Below are 16,396 nucleotides of genomic sequence, written 5' to 3'. Positions count from 1 at the left end.
TTGTGACCAATATGTCAAAGATACAATCTGAACCGAGCGTTTTTTGCGAGCTCGGCGAAGCCAAAGCAATTCACAACCTTTATTGCTAGGTGCCGGATCGCCGTAGGGGTTGTGACCAATATGTCAAAGATACAATCTGAACCGAGCGTTTTTTGCGAGCTCGGCGAAACTATACAATTAACAACCGAAATGATTAAAATTGTAGAAATGTTACTTAAATTAGACAATCCTTTCCTAAAAAAAATAGAGCCGTGAAAAAAATTAGAACATTTAACGACGAAATCCAACGCCCCAAAAGGCTTTGCGAAACATGTGTTTATTACATTAAAAACCGAACTTGCATTGTTTACCTTGACCGCATACCCGAAAAATATTGGAGACAAAAGGTTGGGGAAAAGCCGTTGCATGACAGCCCTAAAGACAACCCCGAACCTGTTAACATGTTTTACAAACAAAAATACATCGAGATTTTAGAGTAAATGATAGGGTTTTGCAAGTTTGGGAACAACGGCGCCAGAACCGCTAAACTAATAGTCGCACCCCGTGCGGGTGCGTGGATTGCATAAGTTTGGTTAACCCGTAAACTTGATTATTAAATTCATCTATTTCGCAAAATGCGTTATACAAAATGCGTTATATATTTTGCGAAATGTGTTTTTCTACTTATATTAGCATAAAATAAATGGTAAAATGGCTAGGGTAAAGGATATAAACCCCTTCTTGGTTAATAGTTATATCTCAAAGGAGTATTTTTGCAATCGTGAAAATGAGTTGAACGTCCTGCTGAGGAATGTAAGGGGTAATGTGAATACAACTTTGATATCGCCACGCAGATTGGGGAAAACAGGGCTAATTTTACGCTTTTTTGAGATGCTTGGCGAAATGGGTGATTTCGGAACTGTTTACGTGGATATATACTCCTCACGAAATCTTTCTGATTTCATTAAACTGCTTACCACTGCAATTATCAATAAGTTTCCCGAGAGAACACCTGTGGGAAAGCGTTTCCTAAAACTACTTAAGGGCTTACGACCAGTATTCTCGTTCGATGCCATCACTGGCGCACCTCAAGTGCAGTTTAATTACCAATCCGAGAGCGATAAGGAATACACGCTTCAGCAATTGCTTGCTTTTATAAATGAACAACCTCATCCTGTTGTGGTTGCCATTGACGAGTTTCAGCAAATTGCTAATTACCCCGAGAAAAATGTGGAGGCTATACTCCGTACGTATATTCAACAATTTAACAGGCTTTGTTTTATTTTTAGTGGTAGTCGAAGGCATACCCTTATGGATATTTTTGCCAATACCAATAGACCATTCTACTCCAGTACCCGTTTCATCAACCTTGAGGCTATTGAAAGGGTAGCGTACAGAAATTTCATTCGTGAAAAATTTGAACAAGGAGAAAGGGTTATAGATGATGAAAGCATCGATTACGTGTTGGAATGGACAAAGGGCTATACATTCTACACGCAGAGTCTTTGCAATAGGCTATATTCTTTGAGAAAAATTAATTTGGATGCCGTGAAGGCCGAGTGTTTAGCGTTGCTTAGGGAGAATGAGCCCATATACCTTCAGTATAGAAATTTAATCACCAGTAAGCAATGGGAGTTTCTACTTGCCCTGGCAAAGGAGGAATCAGTATCGCAAATATATAGTAGGGAATTCCTTGTGAAGCATCAACTGGGTACACCCTCGTCCATTCATAGGATGCTCGATGCCCTACTTGAGAAAGAAATGATACTTGAAAGCGTTACCTCAACGGGATCAAGCTATAGCGTGTATGATGTATTTTTAATGCGTTGGATGCAAAGAACATATTAACATGTCTGTAGCACTTTATGCGGTGTAGCAATGGGTATGACCAATATGCAAACGATACAATCTGAACCGACCGTGTTTAGTGCAATTGCTATTCGCATTTATTCATGTTTAGTGTATTTTGAGAATAATACTCTATCATTATGCCACTGCTCAAGGTAACACACAACCTTGCTTAACTCGTCATACAAAAAGTCATCAAGGTAATATTTAGTTCCGTTTTCCATTGTGTCGTTTTCTACCATATCTTTAAACTGTTCAAAGCTTCCTCTAAAGTCTTCCCACCAAACCGTATCGGATTCAATAGCATACAGCAATTTAGTGTAAGTATTGATTACCCTGGTAAAGTTTTGATCCTGAAGTTCTGCATCTTCAATATTGCTTTCCCGAATGTAAAGCATCGATAGGGATTTCAGCGAACTCAGGTTACAGTCATTCAAAATGCAGTGTGAGAAAAGGACATCGTTAATCCATTGGTAGGTTGGAGATAAATTGTAAAATCCTGCTCCAACCAGTGAACACTCTTCAAACTCTGCTTTTTCTAGGTTGCAATCATGAAACCCAACATTATTGAGTTGTGTTTTAAGGAAAACGGCAAGGTGCAAATTACTATCAAGTATAAAAGAGTTATCAAGATTTGACCTGGTAAAGTGTGCCTTGCTAATACTACATTTCTGAATATGTGCTTTGGAAAGGTCTGTCTTTTTGACTTTAAGCCCATCAAGGTTGCACCTATTGAACCAAACGGAATCGGCTTGGCATTCAATGAATTCGACCTTATGAAAGTTACAATTCTCGAACACCGCATTGTAAAGCGTGGTTCCTTGGAATACCACATTACTTATGTTTTGGTTTTTTATGCACAATCCCGTTAGGTCTTTACCCTGTGCAATTGCATCTTTTAGTACTGCAGTGTAATTGGGGAACATCTCACACTGCTCAAGACTATACAAAACGTTGCCTTCGCAGTCGGTTATTGTAATTGTGTTCATATCTTTTTTATCTATATCATTTTGAAAAGTGATAATTTTGGGTTGTATTTAGTATCGTTACATTTGGAACTTTAAGCTGTTGCAATAGGCAAAGTATTACTGATGCAATGCAATTTATAAAAACATTTGTTTACATCAATGAATTAAAGGTTAGTGTTTTTTTTATACAGCAATTCCGCCATGTTACAACTGGTTTCCTCCCATTCCGAATAATTCCGAATAATTCAGGTTCATTCCGGTTCATTCCACCCATTCATTTAACTTCCTCTAACTCCATTTACAGCTTAATAATCTTTCCCACCACTCTCGCCTGAAATCGTTTTAAAATTACTACCTTTGCGGTTAAGAGTAAAATTTTTAACTATGACACTTGAAGAGTTCCGTAAGGATATACTGCAGGGGATCCCCGATGAGCTACCAGCACCCAAGCCATGGGATCCCTCGGTTAACCATGCGCCTAAGCGCAAAAAGATTCTTACCCTTGAGGAGAAAAAGCTAGCGGTTAAGAATGCCCTTAGGTATTTTCCGCCAAAGCATCATGCTGTTCTGACCGAGGAGTTTGCCCGTGAGCTGGAGGAGTACGGTCGTATCTATATGTATCGTTTCCGGCCCGATTATAAGATTTATGCACGATCCATTAACGATTTCCCGCATAAATCGGTTCAGGCTGCATCTATCATGCTAATGCTAAGTAACAACCTGGATTATGCTGTGGCGCAGCATCCGCATGAGCTTATAACCTACGGCGGGAATGGGGCGGTGTTCCAGAACTGGGCGCAGTACCGCTTAACCATGAAGTACCTGGCCGAGATGACCGATGAGCAAACCCTTGTTCTTTACTCAGGCCACCCCATGGGGCTTTTCCCATCGCACCCCGATGCACCCCGCGTGGTGGTTACCAATGGAATGATGATTCCCAACTACTCCAGTAAGGACGACTGGGAGCGTTACAACGCACTTGGCGTGACCCAATACGGGCAGATGACAGCCGGTTCATTCATGTACATTGGCCCTCAAGGGATTGTGCATGGAACAACCATTACCGTGATGAACGCCGGTCGTAAGCAGATGAAACCGGGCGAAACCGATTTGCGTGGTAAAATATTTGTATCCTCAGGTCTTGGTGGAATGTCGGGTGCTCAGCCCAAGGCAGCCGTGGTTGCAGGAATGGTTGGCGTTATTGCCGAGATTAACCCCAAGGCCGTTGAGGTTAGGCATGGCCAAAAGTGGGTGGATGAGGTTTACACCAGCCTTGATGAGCTCATCCCTCGTATCCGTCAGGCTTCGGCCAACAAGGAAGCCGTTTCGCTGGCATACCAGGGTAACATTGTTGACCTCTGGGAGCGTCTGGTTACCGAAAACATCCACGTTGATTTGGGAAGCGACCAAACCTCATTACATAATCCCTTTGCCGGAGGGTACTACCCTGTGGGCCTTAGCTTTGAGGAGGCTAACAGGATGATGGCTGAACAGCCAGAACTTTTCAAGGAAAAGGTTTATGAGAGTTTACGACGCCATGTAAAGGCCATAAATACCATGGCTGCCCGTGGCATGTACTTTTTCGACTATGGCAATGCATTCCTGCTGGAGAGTAGCCGCGCCGGTGCCGATATCCTTAAACCTAACGGCGATTTTAGGTACCCGTCGTACGTTCAGGACATAATGGGACCCATGTTCTTCGATTACGGCTTTGGCCCATTCCGCTGGGTATGCACCTCGTCCGATCCCAAGGATTTGGCCACCACCGATGCTATAGCCCTTGAGGTACTTGAGGAGATAGCCAAGACCGCTCCGGCCGAAATCATGGGGCAGCTACAGGATAACATTCACTGGATACGCGAGGCTGGTAAGAACAATTTGGTGGTTGGATCACAAGCCCGTATCCTTTACGCCGATGCCGAAGGCCGTATTAAGATTGCTGCTGCCTTTAACAAGGCAATTAGAGACGGGCGCATTTCAGCCCCGGTAGTACTGGGTCGCGACCACCACGATGTATCGGGAACTGACTCACCATACCGCGAAACATCCAACATCTACGATGGCTCGCGCTTCACAGCCGATATGGCTATCCACAACGTAATTGGCGATGCTTTCCGTGGCGCCACCTGGGTATCAATTCACAACGGAGGTGGTGTTGGGTGGGGCGAGGTTATAAATGGCGGCTTTGGCCTCACGCTCGATGGCTCCGATGCTGCCGATAGACGCCTCCACATGATGCTCCACTGGGATGTGAACAATGGTATTGCCCGTAGGAGTTGGGCGCGTAACAGTGGGGCAATGTTTGCCATTAAGCGCGAGATGGAACGCACCCCATTGCTCAAGGTTACACTTCCTAATATTGCCGACGATAGTTTAATTGCTAAGGTGGTGAAGGGCTAATGCCCTTCATCACTTAAATAATTGAGTTATGAAAAGGACTGCCCAACTGTTATTGTTCATAGCAACTTTTGTAATGCTATCCGGATCATCGTGCGACAAGTACGAAAAGGGGGAGGGGATTACCGGGGTTTGGCGGTGCCGGGAGAATTACCAGGGAACCAAATTCAGGTCGTATAACGTGAGTGTTGACCGCTACACCCAACTCGATAGCTCAACCTACGTGATTTATAACCTTTACAACCTTGGGCTTGACCTTGAAACCTATGTTCAGCTTAAGGATACCGTTTTTACGGTGCTAAGCACCAATAGCGATCTGTATTTTATAACTGGCAGGGGTGTTTGGCACAGGTACAGCCAAACAATTGACTGGGAGTATAGTGTTTCAGGGCAGATAAACGACCCATTTGTTAGCGCAACATTTGATCGTCCCTAGTCGAATAGGATGGAGTAGGGGCGAGCTACGGTTTGCCTGAAAGTGGCCAGGTTGATATTCCTTGCCATACGCAACGATTCTTTCCCTTCAAAAAATATTAATACAGTTGGAAATGTAAATACTGAGAATTTCCCGCATATCTCAGGAGTTTCGTTGGCATTTACCACGTAAATGTGCATCTTGGGGAATTCACTACCAACTATTTGCTCGAGTTGGGGCAGCATAACATGGCAAACCCCGCATGCCTGTGAGTTAAAGTAGATAGCACTGGCAGGCTCGCTCAGGGCCTTACTTAAATCGGACTCGTTCTGTATAACTTTTACCATTCGTAGTATGTTCCGTTACTTAGCATTACAAGGGTGCACCCCTCCACCACGTCAATTCCATGTTCTCGGGCAAGTTTTTCCAGCTCAGGGTTTTCAGTTCCCGGGTTAAAAATCAGACGTTTGGGTTTGAGGTTGATGATATAGTTGTAGTATGGAGCCTGATTACGTGCGCTGAGATATAGTGTTATGGTGTGAATATCTGGTATATCCTGTAGTTCGGTTTGAATCTCAATATCATCAACCATCCCTTTACGCGCACCTATTGCTACTACCTCAATACCATGTTTCCTAAGGCTTCGTATGGCCAGGTACGAGTAACGCTCAGGTTTTTGACTGGCTCCTAGTACCAATGTTTTTGGAAGAATATCGTTTCCTGCCTCCATACAGCTAATTCTTTCTCAGAAGAACTACGGCATAAGCCGAAACGCCTTCCTCGCGTCCAACAAAACCAAGTTTCTCGGTAGTAGTTGCTTTTATTGAAATTTGCTGTGGCTCAATATCTAATGCTTTGGCAAGCTCAGCCTGCATTTTGGGTATATAATCCTTTACCTTTGGGCGTTGTAGGCAGATGGTTGAGTCGATGTTTCCAATGGTGTATCCTTTTTTGGCAATTATATCCATTGTTTTCCGTAAAAGTATTTTACTATCGATACCCTTTAAAGAGGGATCGGTATCGGGGAAATGGACACCTATATCGCCCAGGTTGGCTGCACCCAGCATGGCATCGCAAATGGCATGGATAAGGGCATCGCCATCGGAGTGACCTAATGAGCCCTTGGTGTGCTCAATTTGAACTCCACCTAACCAAAAAGGGAGCCCTTGTTGCAGCTGATGAACATCGTAGCCAAAGCCTATCCTAAAATCCATTACTTATCTCTATTTGTTCTTGTTCTTGCAGGTTCAAATTCAAAAGAGATTGAAAAGCGAAGGGTGTTGGCCATAGGGCTATTGAACCCACCGGTTGGGATAAGGTAGGAGAAATCGATATTAAACACATTGTAACGCAATCCTGCCCCAAGGGTGATATACTTACGGTTCCCCTTATTTTGGCTCTCGTGGAAGTATCCTGCCCTAATGGCAAACTGCTTTGCGTACCAGTACTCAATCCCAGTGGCAATGTATATTTCCTGCATTTCCTCCTTGAAGCCACCTGGGGCGTCGTAAAAGGATTGAATCATACCCTGCACAACCGATACGTTTGGATCCATTCCGCTTACAATCTCATCCTGGCTGTTGTAAACAGGTGGAGTAGGAACTAGCAACTTGTTTAAATCCAGTAGATACGAAAACCCATTGTATTGGTCGATGTTAAGCGATAACCTTCCACCAACTCTTAGGTTAATGGGTATAAACTCCTTTTGTGGATCCTCATTGTAGGATAGTTTTGTTCCAATATTGGAGATATTACCACCAATTGCCATTTCGCCACTTTTCCCGGCAAGGCTAATAGCGTTCTGGTAGTATACTGCCAAATCGGCTGCAAACGAGGTACCGGGTTTACCGCTGCCAGTGCCTGTGGTAGTAAAATTACCGGTTAAATCGGAACGGATGTAACGGAAAGCCATTGCACCGGCAATATGGTCGGAAAACTTACGAGAGTATGCAAAATCGATTGCAAACTCGTTAGGGTTAAAGGCCTGGATGTAGTTGTTATTGTTATCCCTGAAGGTGATTTCACCCATTGAGAAGTAAAGCAACGATCCGCTGATGGATTGCATCTTATCAAACTGGTAATAACCGGTTAAATGGGTAAGGTTGATATCGTTAACCAAGTTCCTGAGCCAAGGGGTATAGGAAAATCCCATGCCCCACTTTTTACCTTCAATAAATGGAAACTTAGCAGGGTTCCAGTGTTGTGAGTTTACATCGGGTACCGATGCCACTCCGGCATCGCCAAGGGCGGCACTCCGTGAGTCGGGTGCTATGGTTAGGAATGGTACAGCAATGCGCAATGCATTTAAACCACCCGATAGCGATATGGTACTATCGAACTGAGCCTTAACCGTAGGCTGTAATCCTACTAAAAGAATTGTTGCAATTCCAAAAAATTTCTTAATCATCAACTTAACAATTATGAGTTTGCAAAAATAACATTTATACAGTAACAAATGTAAACGGTGTAATATGATACTTATTGTTTAATATCAAACTAAAGTACAACGAATTTTGTTGTGGCTACCTGCTCACCCTGTACCGATGAAACTTGAATGCGAGCAAAGTAAATTCCCTTTGCAAGTTTCTCCCCGTTGGAGTTACATCCGTTCCATTCAAGTGGCCCTATCCTGTAACCTTCAGTATAAATCCCTTTTTTAAGGAGTTGGGCAACTTTAGAGCCATTGATGTTGAATATTTCCAGCTTTACATCAAGTTCAGTTTCATTGGTGTTTGTTTCAAAGTAGAACTGTGTGTTATCCCTAACAGGGTTTGGAACACTGTAAAAGTTACCAACCACAAGTTTATCGTCGCCAATTACCCGGAAAACTATTTTGCCGGTATTGCTATTATTAAAGGCATCCCAGGCCTTTACCTCTATAGTGTAAGTTCCGGGAGTTAGGCCAGAGAGCTGGTATGTTGCTATACCCTGAGTGTAATCGTCGGTATTGGCTTTGTAGAAATTATTAAGGTTTAATGTTTCGCTTTGCCCGGCTGGATATGTTAATGTTGCGGTAAGATCATGCCCTATCCCCGCTCCGGTTGTGTTTATGCCACTCGCATCGGAAAGGTAAACCAGTAGCAGAGGGTTGGAGTTGCAAATACCACCGTTAGTGAACTTGGTATCGTTCAGGTAGATTTTAATTTGCGGACCCTCGCTATCAATGCTTTCAGGGTTACCAATTCCCCCAACAACTATTGAATCGTGAACGCCAAGGGCTGTTTGCATGCCATCGGTTGCAAAAAGACTTATTTTTCCATTCCCGTATGAGAAGTTAATATCTTTTGGTACCGTAAAATCGATACTAAAAGTACCCTGTGAAACAGTTGCTTTCCCTTTAAATATGATATTATCGCGACTTTTAAAGGTCATCGGAGTGCCGCCATCGTTAGCCAGGGTGGTAATTTCGCGTTCCTTATCGTATAGGGTAACCGAAACGGTTCCATTGAAATTTTCAACAGTTGTGCCAAGGTTATCAGCAATAAACCCTTTAAGGTTTACCTTATTAAGTGCCTTTAGTGTATCAGATGGCTCTGATGCTGGTCGTTCATTAATATATGAGATTTTTATGTTGTATTTAGGGTATTTTAGCATCAATGCGGGATCGCCTAATAGGGTGAAGTTGCGTTTATTGTATCCGGTTCCCGATAGTATTTTGGTTATGCGAACCAAATCACCAAGCCTGACATAGTTGCCATAGGCATCGGTTTTAAAAAGCTGCTGTATAAAGTTGTAGTTTAAGGTGAAGTTTGGGCTTGAGTAAACAAGCCGGGTAGTAGATAGTAAAGCTATTGCGCCACCCTTTGGGGTTAGTAGTATCCATTCCCCGGTTGAGGTCATGTGGTAATCGTCAAAACGGCTAAACTCGCAGGTTGCTGTTACAAATAAAGGTAGGCGTTTAGCGTTTTTCCATCCCAACACATCGTTTAGCATTAAAACCTTCTCGTGGGCAAGCCACCTTTCATTCCCATGACCAGTATAGTTTAAAAGCAAAGCGCCATTGTTAACAGCAGAATTAATGGCATTGGTAACATCGGGGTAGCGTTGACCACCCGAAACAACCTCTTGTTGGTAAGCATCGAAAAATATTTTCTGGATATTATATGCCGGGTAATTGGTTTCAATGTACTTTGCCAGCGTGTTGGCATCCTGCATATGAACGTTACCATCCTCGTCGTCGCCAATGAAAACCAATTTACTTTGCCAGTCGTCAATATCTTCATTCGCCATGTAATTCTTAATTTTGGCAATTAAATTGGCGGCTTGTTCCGGTGAACTAACAGGTAGCCGGCCAATTCCAATGTCAATATAGCCTGAGGCTTCGCCTTCATTATCATCGAGTAATCCAAAGAAATCGTCCGATACAAATGACTCAACCCTGTTTATTGAGCGAGGAGACTGGTATGTAGGAATAAAATTAGTATTGACTTGGCTGTTGGAAAGGTTATCGAATGAGCCATCGCCGAATAGGAGTAGGTATTTAGGTTTATCGTCGTCGCTGGTTGCGGCTTTATAAAAGTAACGTAGCATATTGCGAATTGCTGCAACATCGGGGTTACCACCCGAAAACTCGTTGTAAACCTGGTCGGTAGTATATACAGCAACTGAGAGGTTGCTTCTTTGCCGGTGGAGCTGAGCCAGCTCTTCGGCATAGGTTTTAAAACTTGGATGAGTAACTATAAAGTAATCGAAGAAGCCACTCCCACGAATATTCTGGTTATCAACATTTGCATACCCTACAACATTGTAGGCTTTATCGGGCTCAAAGGCAATAAAGGTTTTGAGAGTATCGGTAGCTTGCTTGAATGTTATTGTGCCATTGGCGTAGGAAATATTAACCCTTTTGGCCTCATTGATATCAGTAATATCCCAAACCTGAACGGAGCTGTTTGCATTGCTGATTGTGAACCTGCTAATTCTCCCTGCCCCTACCGATTGAAAATCCTGAAAGGGCAGTTGGGCGTTACTATACGATAAGCCATGTCGGCTCTGAATCGATATAAAGTCCAGGAAACCCGCTGAACCCGAATTGGGTTTATTGTAGGTAAGGTCAAATGTTAGGTTTTGTCCAACAGTATTACCCGAGAATACTTTTTCGTTTACAGAAACCACATTGGCTAGTTCGTCGCCAATTATTACGGAATTTAAAGTTATGCTACCAAGTGTTCCATTATTAGTAAGGGTAAAAGTTGAGGTTGATGATGAACGTGCCGCTACTCTTACCCATACTTTATAGGTGGAGTTGTTTACTGGGAGTGGTGTTGATACATTGTAGCTGTAAGTGGTTTTTATGTCAAAAATTTCGCCAAACCATTCCCTGCCCGATTTAACAAGGTTTGTATCGTTGCTTTCAAAAGTTGTAACCTGGTCAAATGATTCTGTTGCGTAATTTTCGGTTTCGGTTGGTGTATCAGCAAAGTTGATAAGGGTTTGAGGTTGACTGGTTGTTAAAAAGTAGTAAATGGTTTTGGTGTATCCATGCTTTTCCCATTTCCATGCACTATATGTTTCATTATACGTTAAAGCTTCGGGGCCCTGAGCGTAGAATAGAATATAGTCGCCCTGATTAAAAATGCCGTCGGCACCTTTACTTATTTGTATAGGTATTGGAGCTATCTCATTAAGGTTGCTTTGAGCATTCATAAGAGGTAACGACTTTCCTCCGATTCCCCAAATGCTAATATTTTCTGGGTTGCTAAAACCATACCTTTGTAAATCTTCGAATGAAATCCTATAAATCCCACTTTTTTGCACGCCCACTTTTACCCATTTACCCGAAACAAGAACCGAGTTCGAAAGCGAGGTACGAATCGTTTTATCAATATTTTTTTCATGGGAACTGATGGGCTCAATTCTGAAGCTAAACGATTCAAGTTTCTCAATTGAGCCAGAGGCATTGTTCCTCATTGCAGGTATTGAAAAAAGCAGAACCCTGTTCGCCCCAACCCTCAAGCTTTTTGTGGTTGGTTTTGGTTCAGTTTGAACTATACTAGAATCAAAATCTCTATTGAGTTTACCCCATTTTATATGTGTTATTTCAATTCTGTACTCCTTACTATCGGGGATTGGAATTAATTCGGTATAGTATGGAACCTTACTGGTTGGGTCAGGAAAATCTTCGCCATTAAACCATAAACAGTTGATATTTTTTTTATCGGTTTCAACCCATTCAAGAACTCTGTGGAACTCCTGTGTAAAAGCCCCCAATGCTTGTGTTGTTAATAATATGATGAAAAAAACTGCCCTCATAATTATCTGATGTGTTGCAAAGAAACAAAACTTTGCTTTACCTTTACGTTTGATTCTAACAATAAAAAACGAATAATGTTAGTTATTATTACAAACCAGTTAAATGATATCTAAAAACAGGATTTTTTTATTGTACTTTCTGGGCATAGTCCTATGTTTTGAAAAATCACATGGTCAGGATCCTGTGTTTTCACAGGTTTTTTTTAATCCAACCATGCTCAACCCATCGTATGCAGGCGCATCAAAGGATATGCGATTAGGCATTATATATCGCAATCAGTGGACCATGATAGATATGCCATACTCAACCTTTGGGGTAAGTTTTGACAGGAGGATTGATTTTGGCCCAAGCTGGAAACATTCGTTTCGTAACAGTCGTTCCCAATCCTCAGGGCGGAGCGGCTTTGGTATAAATATTATGAGCGATGTGGAAGGGAAAGGAACATTCTCCCGGAACACTCTCGATCTTATTTACTCATACGGAATTCAACCTACATATAACTCACACGTACGATTTGGACTTCAAACCTCAGCTATTTTTCGTACACGGAGTTTTTCGGGTTTGGTTTTCCCGGATATGATTGATCCGGCTGGTAATGTGATTGGAAATTCCGACGCAGTAGGCTATACAACCTGGAATTACGATATAGGGCTTGGTGTTGCCGGTGATTTTGAAAATTTTTATGGTGGATTTGCGGTGCACCATCTTTTACAACCTGTTGAGGCTAGTTTCTCGGGCGGGAAAGCATACATTCCCCGTAAGTATACTTTCCATATTGGTGCCGATTTTAACCTGTATAAGTGGAGAAGGTTTAAAGAGGTTCTGCTTTTTTCTCCAAACGTAATCTATATTCAACAGCTAAATTTTAATCAGCTAAACTTAGGCTTTTACCTTTCAAAGAACTGGGCAGTTGCAGGACTCTGGTTTAGGGAAAATTTAAGTTTAAATAGCCATTCGTTTGTTGTTACCTTGGGATATGCCGATTATATGTTTCGCATAGGTTACAGTTACGATTTCAGTATTATGCAACATGGTCTTAGAGGGTTACCAACTTCATCGCACGAGGTAACCTTAGGGTGGAATTTTGAGTATAAAAGGGGGAAAAAGAAATACCGGTACATCAAATGTCCAAAATTTTAATTTTTTTTAAACTTTTAGGGCGCATTACAAAATATTATTTATATATTTGAGTTTAATTATAATGAGAAAATCCGTACAGCTATGAGCTTAAAGTATAGAATCTTATTATTGGCATCAGCCGGAATTTTTGGTCTTAACTCTTGCGGTTTATTTGGTGGTGGTGGTGGCGGAACTGGAGCATCCGAAAAAACTGGCTGGGAGTATAACAGCCCTGATAATGGGGGCTTTGAGGTAGTTGAAAACTGGCGACCCGAGGCTGGGCCTGGCTTAGTGTTCATTGAGGGTGGTACATTTATTATGGGGAGAGTAGAACAGGATGTAATGTACGACTGGAATGCCAAGCCGCGTAGGGTAACAGTTACATCATTCTACATGGACGAAACTGAAATTAGTAATGTAGATTGGCGTGAATATGTTCACTGGATTAAACGTGTATATTCAACCTATCCTCAGGTTATTAAAAATGCCCTACCCGATACTCTTGTGTGGCGTTCACCACTTGGTTACAATGAACCTTTTGTAACCGACTACTTCAGGCATCCAGCTTATAACGATTATCCGGTAGTGGGAGTTAACTGGTTGCAGGCAAACGACTACTGTATTTGGCGAACCGATAGGGTAAATGAGCGTCTTTTAGTTGATAAGGGCATTATTGAATTTGACCTGGCTCAAAAAGGAGCTGATGCATTTAGCACTGAGGCTTACCTTTCTGGTCAGTACGATGCACGCGTTAAGAAGCTTTTACCCAGCCTTGACCCTGAAAAACCCGAAGGACGTCATGTCCGCTTTGAAGATGGTATCCTACTTCCCAAGTATCGCCTCCCAACCGAGGCTGAATGGGAGTTTGCCGCATCGGGACTTGTAGGTAATACCTATGACGAGCGCATGGTTGAGCGTCGTATTTACCCTTGGAATGGGCACAACGTGCGTAATCCTGAGTCAAAAGTTCGTGGCCAGATGATGGCTAACTTTGTTCGCGGTCGTGGTGACTATATGGGGCTTGCAGGTAATTTGAACGACGAGAACACATTCCCTGGACCAGTTAAGTCATACTGGCCTAACGATTATGGTCTATACTGTATGGCTGGTAATGTTAATGAATGGGTACTTGACGTTTACCGCCCATTGAGTTTTGAAGATGTTGATGAAATTCGTCCGTTCCGTGGTAATGTTTTCAAAACCCCATATGATTTAGACGGTAACTACTCCAAGAAGGATAGTTTAGGTCGCATACCCTACCGTGAAGTTACCGAGGAAGAAGCAGCTAACCGACAGAACTACAATAAAGCCTACTACATCAACTATAAGGATGGTGATGTTGCCTCTACGCTTGATTTCAGAGATGGACAAACTGTAAAAGAGAAGAACTCCGACAGGATGTACTATCAGGGCGATACTCAACAGAAGAATGTGGGTATGACAACTCTGATTAACGACCATGTTAGGGTTTATAAGGGTGGTTCTTGGAAGGATAGGGCATACTGGCTAAGCCCAGGTACCCGCCGTTTCCTCGACGAAGCATCATCAACCAATGATATTGGGTTCCGTTGTGCAATGGAAGCTGTTGGAGCTCAATCGGCTAAGAAACGTGGTGAGAGAATCGGAGGTAAATAGATTAATTAAATAAATTCATATATTTTGAAAACCTCATATCTTTATGAGGTTTTCTTTTTTAAATGGTATGCTATGATTGAACATATTTATAAAGAATTTGAAAAATCCTATCACGTAACTATCGATAGCCGAAAGGTTAAAGCTGGCTCAATATTTTTTGCTTTAAAGGGCGAAAATAACGATGGGAATACTTATGCTGTTAATGCTTTGCAGGATGGAGCAGCCCTTGCTGTAATTGATAATCCCCATTACATGACCAAGGGGTGTGTGTTGGTGGAGAATGCCTTAAATGCACTTCAGCAACTTGCAAATTACCATAGGCATAAAATCAATGCAAAAATTTTTGCTATAACAGGTTCCAATGGGAAAACCACTACCAAAGAATTATTGTACGCTGTCCTTTCTCGAAAATTTAAAACCTATGCAACAGTTGGTAATTTGAATAACCACATTGGTGTACCCTTAACGTTACTATCTATCACTCCTGATATTGATTTTGCGATTATTGAAATGGGTGCAAATCATCCGGGTGATATTAGCGAACTCTGCAGAATTGCTGAACCTGATTTCGGTTTGATTACCAATATTGGGAAAGCTCATCTTGGTGGTTTCGGCGGTTTTGAAGGTGTAAAAAATACGAAGGGGGAACTTTATAGCTTTTTAGCCTTGAGAGATAGGGCAATATTTTACAACCATCAAAATCCTATTCTTGTAGAACTTTTAAATAGGTATAAAGCAACTAACGTTATTCCATACTCTAAGTATTTTGAGAATTTCATAGTTGAGGAGAAGTCCGAAAACCCTTTCCTTTCTGTTTCAATAAGTGAAGGAGGTAAACTCACAACTATTCTGACTAACCTTGTAGGCCAATATAATGTGGAGAATGTTATGGCAGCCTATGCTGTTGGAAGACATTTTGGAGTTGGCCCAGATAACATAAAAGATGCGATTGAAAGCTATATTCCCTCAAATAATCGATCACAACTTTTAAAAACCCAGAACAATACTGTTATTTTGGATGCATATAACGCCAATCCAACTAGTATGGAAAATGCCTTAAAAAATTTAGCAAAATTAAATGCATCAAAAAAGGTTGCTATTCTAGGTGAAATGCTAGAGTTAGGGGAATATAGCCTCGATGAGCATAAAAAAATTGTTGAACTTGCCAACGCTTTGAATTTTGATAAAATCTTTCTTGTGGGTAAGGGCTTTTCAAGTTTTAACGGTATGTTTTGTTACTTTGATAATTCTTCAGAGTGTGCTGAGTATCTGAAGCAGAATCCAATTAAGGACTCCATGGTGTTGGTAAAGGGCTCCCGTGGTGTAAAACTTGAAATAGTGGTTGAGGCTCTTTGATTTTTTAAAAGCAAAACCCTAATTAATAAATTCATTCTTTTGCGGCTCTTCCAGGCCTTAATCTGGCGTTCGCCCTTACGTGCCTGCTGAATGGAGTCGAACTGCTCGAGGTAAACCAGCCTCCAATCGTTCGCCATGGAGGTGAACCCCCTGTGGGGTGCGTTGTGTCGTCGGATGCGTTGGGAAATCTCATCGGATGTAGACCCGATGTAGAAGCGGTCGGCAGAGCTGGAGTAAATGATGTATGTGTAGTGCATACAAAAAAAGCCTTCGAAAAAGTCGAAGGCTTTGTGGGAGCTACAGGGATCGAACCTGTGACCCTCCCGCCGGATGCGGGATGCTCTGAACCGTAGGGTTCAGGGCTTGGTGAACCCACACAGCTCTTCAACCCTTTTACGGCTCTTCCAGGCCTTAATCTGGCGTTCGCGC

The 16,396-nt window shown here is 42.3% G+C and carries 12 protein-coding genes and 1 pseudogene; 6 read left to right on the top strand and 7 right to left on the bottom strand.

Annotated features, from left to right (window positions below):
• Window positions 1-690 precede the first annotated feature (690 nt).
• Entirely contained in the window at window positions 691-1,827 is a 1,137-nt protein-coding gene (locus WHS63_RS12340) for an AAA family ATPase (protein WP_445205364.1), read from the top strand.
• 98 nt (window positions 1,828-1,925) lie between these two features.
• Here the strand turns inward: WHS63_RS12340 and WHS63_RS12335 are convergent, their stop codons facing one another.
• Window positions 1,926-2,816 (bottom strand): pentapeptide repeat-containing protein, encoded by an 891-nt coding sequence (locus WHS63_RS12335; RefSeq protein ID WP_445205363.1) that lies wholly within the window; start codon window positions 2,814-2,816, stop codon window positions 1,926-1,928.
• A gap of 363 nt (window positions 2,817-3,179) precedes the next feature.
• On the opposite strand from WHS63_RS12335, the gene WHS63_RS12330 reads away from it, so the two are divergent.
• Complete coding sequence (locus tag WHS63_RS12330) at window positions 3,180-5,195, top strand: urocanate hydratase (RefSeq protein ID WP_445205362.1); 2,016 nt, start codon at window positions 3,180-3,182, stop codon at window positions 5,193-5,195.
• A gap of 28 nt (window positions 5,196-5,223) precedes the next feature.
• Window positions 5,224-5,628: a hypothetical protein gene (locus WHS63_RS12325; protein ID WP_445205361.1), complete on the top strand. Its 405-nt coding sequence runs from the start codon at window positions 5,224-5,226 to the stop codon at window positions 5,626-5,628.
• Here WHS63_RS12325 and WHS63_RS12320 read toward each other — a convergent pair.
• The 5 genes from WHS63_RS12320 to porU form a co-directional block, all read right to left on the bottom strand.
• Window positions 5,625-5,954, bottom strand: coding sequence for a thioredoxin family protein (locus WHS63_RS12320; protein ID WP_445205360.1), 330 nt, complete (start codon window positions 5,952-5,954; stop codon window positions 5,625-5,627). The genes WHS63_RS12325 and WHS63_RS12320 overlap by 4 nt on opposite strands.
• The gene (locus WHS63_RS12315) at window positions 5,948-6,337 is read right to left on the bottom strand and encodes a CoA-binding protein (protein WP_445205359.1); all 390 of its coding nucleotides are present in this window, start codon (window positions 6,335-6,337) and stop codon (window positions 5,948-5,950) included. Before WHS63_RS12315 ends, WHS63_RS12320 begins: the two co-directional genes overlap by 7 nt.
• A 4-nt stretch (window positions 6,338-6,341) precedes the next feature.
• Complete coding sequence (gene ispF, locus WHS63_RS12310; protein WP_445205358.1) at window positions 6,342-6,821, bottom strand: 2-C-methyl-D-erythritol 2,4-cyclodiphosphate synthase; 480 nt, start codon at window positions 6,819-6,821, stop codon at window positions 6,342-6,344.
• Window positions 6,821-8,014: a type IX secretion system outer membrane channel protein PorV gene (gene porV, locus WHS63_RS12305; protein ID WP_445205357.1), complete on the bottom strand. Its 1,194-nt coding sequence runs from the start codon at window positions 8,012-8,014 to the stop codon at window positions 6,821-6,823. The genes ispF and porV overlap by 1 nt, the downstream gene beginning before the upstream one ends.
• A gap of 89 nt (window positions 8,015-8,103) precedes the next feature.
• Window positions 8,104-11,856: a type IX secretion system sortase PorU gene (gene porU / locus WHS63_RS12300; RefSeq protein WP_445205356.1), complete on the bottom strand. Its 3,753-nt coding sequence runs from the start codon at window positions 11,854-11,856 to the stop codon at window positions 8,104-8,106.
• A 103-nt stretch (window positions 11,857-11,959) separates the two neighbouring features.
• Here porU and WHS63_RS12295 point away from each other — a divergent pair, with 103 nt between their 5' ends.
• The 3 genes from WHS63_RS12295 to WHS63_RS12285 all read left to right on the top strand — a co-directional run bounded on the left by WHS63_RS12295 (window position 11,960) and on the right by WHS63_RS12285 (window position 15,967).
• Entirely contained in the window at window positions 11,960-12,997 is a 1,038-nt protein-coding gene (locus WHS63_RS12295; protein WP_445205355.1) for a PorP/SprF family type IX secretion system membrane protein, read from the top strand.
• A gap of 81 nt (window positions 12,998-13,078) precedes the next feature.
• Entirely contained in the window at window positions 13,079-14,611 is a 1,533-nt protein-coding gene (locus WHS63_RS12290) for an SUMF1/EgtB/PvdO family nonheme iron enzyme (protein ID WP_445205354.1), read from the top strand.
• A 72-nt stretch (window positions 14,612-14,683) separates the two neighbouring features.
• Window positions 14,684-15,967, top strand: a complete 1,284-nt coding sequence (locus tag WHS63_RS12285; RefSeq protein ID WP_445205353.1) for a UDP-N-acetylmuramoyl-tripeptide--D-alanyl-D-alanine ligase — start codon at window positions 14,684-14,686, stop codon at window positions 15,965-15,967.
• A 41-nt stretch (window positions 15,968-16,008) separates the two neighbouring features.
• Here WHS63_RS12285 and WHS63_RS12280 read toward each other — a convergent pair.
• Window positions 16,009-16,224, bottom strand: a pseudogene (locus tag WHS63_RS12280) (GIY-YIG nuclease family protein); the annotation flags it as partial.
• Between the last annotated feature and the right edge of the window lie 172 nt (window positions 16,225-16,396).

This window comes from Tenuifilum sp. (assembly GCF_037481895.1).
In the GTDB taxonomy this organism is placed as follows: domain Bacteria; phylum Bacteroidota; class Bacteroidia; order Bacteroidales; family Tenuifilaceae; genus Tenuifilum; species Tenuifilum osseticum.
The sequence above is the reverse complement of the archived record's forward strand: the minus strand, read 5'-3'. Positions and strand labels throughout refer to the sequence as shown.

What these genes read in the sequence shown, in the direction of transcription:
- WHS63_RS12330 (WP_445205362.1), top strand. Translation starts at nt 3,180, where the DNA reads ATGACACTTGAAGAGTTCCGTAAGGATATACTGCAGGGGATCCCCGAT.
- WHS63_RS12335 (WP_445205363.1), bottom strand. Translation starts at nt 2,816, where the DNA reads ATGAACACAATTACAATAACCGACTGCGAAGGCAACGTTTTGTATAGT.
- WHS63_RS12295 (WP_445205355.1), top strand. Translation starts at nt 11,960, where the DNA reads ATGATATCTAAAAACAGGATTTTTTTATTGTACTTTCTGGGCATAGTC.
- ispF (WP_445205358.1), bottom strand. Translation starts at nt 6,821, where the DNA reads ATGGATTTTAGGATAGGCTTTGGCTACGATGTTCATCAGCTGCAACAA.
- WHS63_RS12340 (WP_445205364.1), top strand. Translation starts at nt 691, where the DNA reads ATGGCTAGGGTAAAGGATATAAACCCCTTCTTGGTTAATAGTTATATC.
- porU (WP_445205356.1), bottom strand. Translation starts at nt 11,856, where the DNA reads ATGAGGGCAGTTTTTTTCATCATATTATTAACAACACAAGCATTGGGG.
- WHS63_RS12320 (WP_445205360.1), bottom strand. Translation starts at nt 5,954, where the DNA reads ATGGTAAAAGTTATACAGAACGAGTCCGATTTAAGTAAGGCCCTGAGC.
- WHS63_RS12325 (WP_445205361.1), top strand. Translation starts at nt 5,224, where the DNA reads ATGAAAAGGACTGCCCAACTGTTATTGTTCATAGCAACTTTTGTAATG.
- WHS63_RS12315 (WP_445205359.1), bottom strand. Translation starts at nt 6,337, where the DNA reads ATGGAGGCAGGAAACGATATTCTTCCAAAAACATTGGTACTAGGAGCC.
- WHS63_RS12285 (WP_445205353.1), top strand. Translation starts at nt 14,684, where the DNA reads ATGATTGAACATATTTATAAAGAATTTGAAAAATCCTATCACGTAACT.
- WHS63_RS12290 (WP_445205354.1), top strand. Translation starts at nt 13,079, where the DNA reads ATGAGCTTAAAGTATAGAATCTTATTATTGGCATCAGCCGGAATTTTT.
- porV (WP_445205357.1), bottom strand. Translation starts at nt 8,014, where the DNA reads ATGATTAAGAAATTTTTTGGAATTGCAACAATTCTTTTAGTAGGATTA.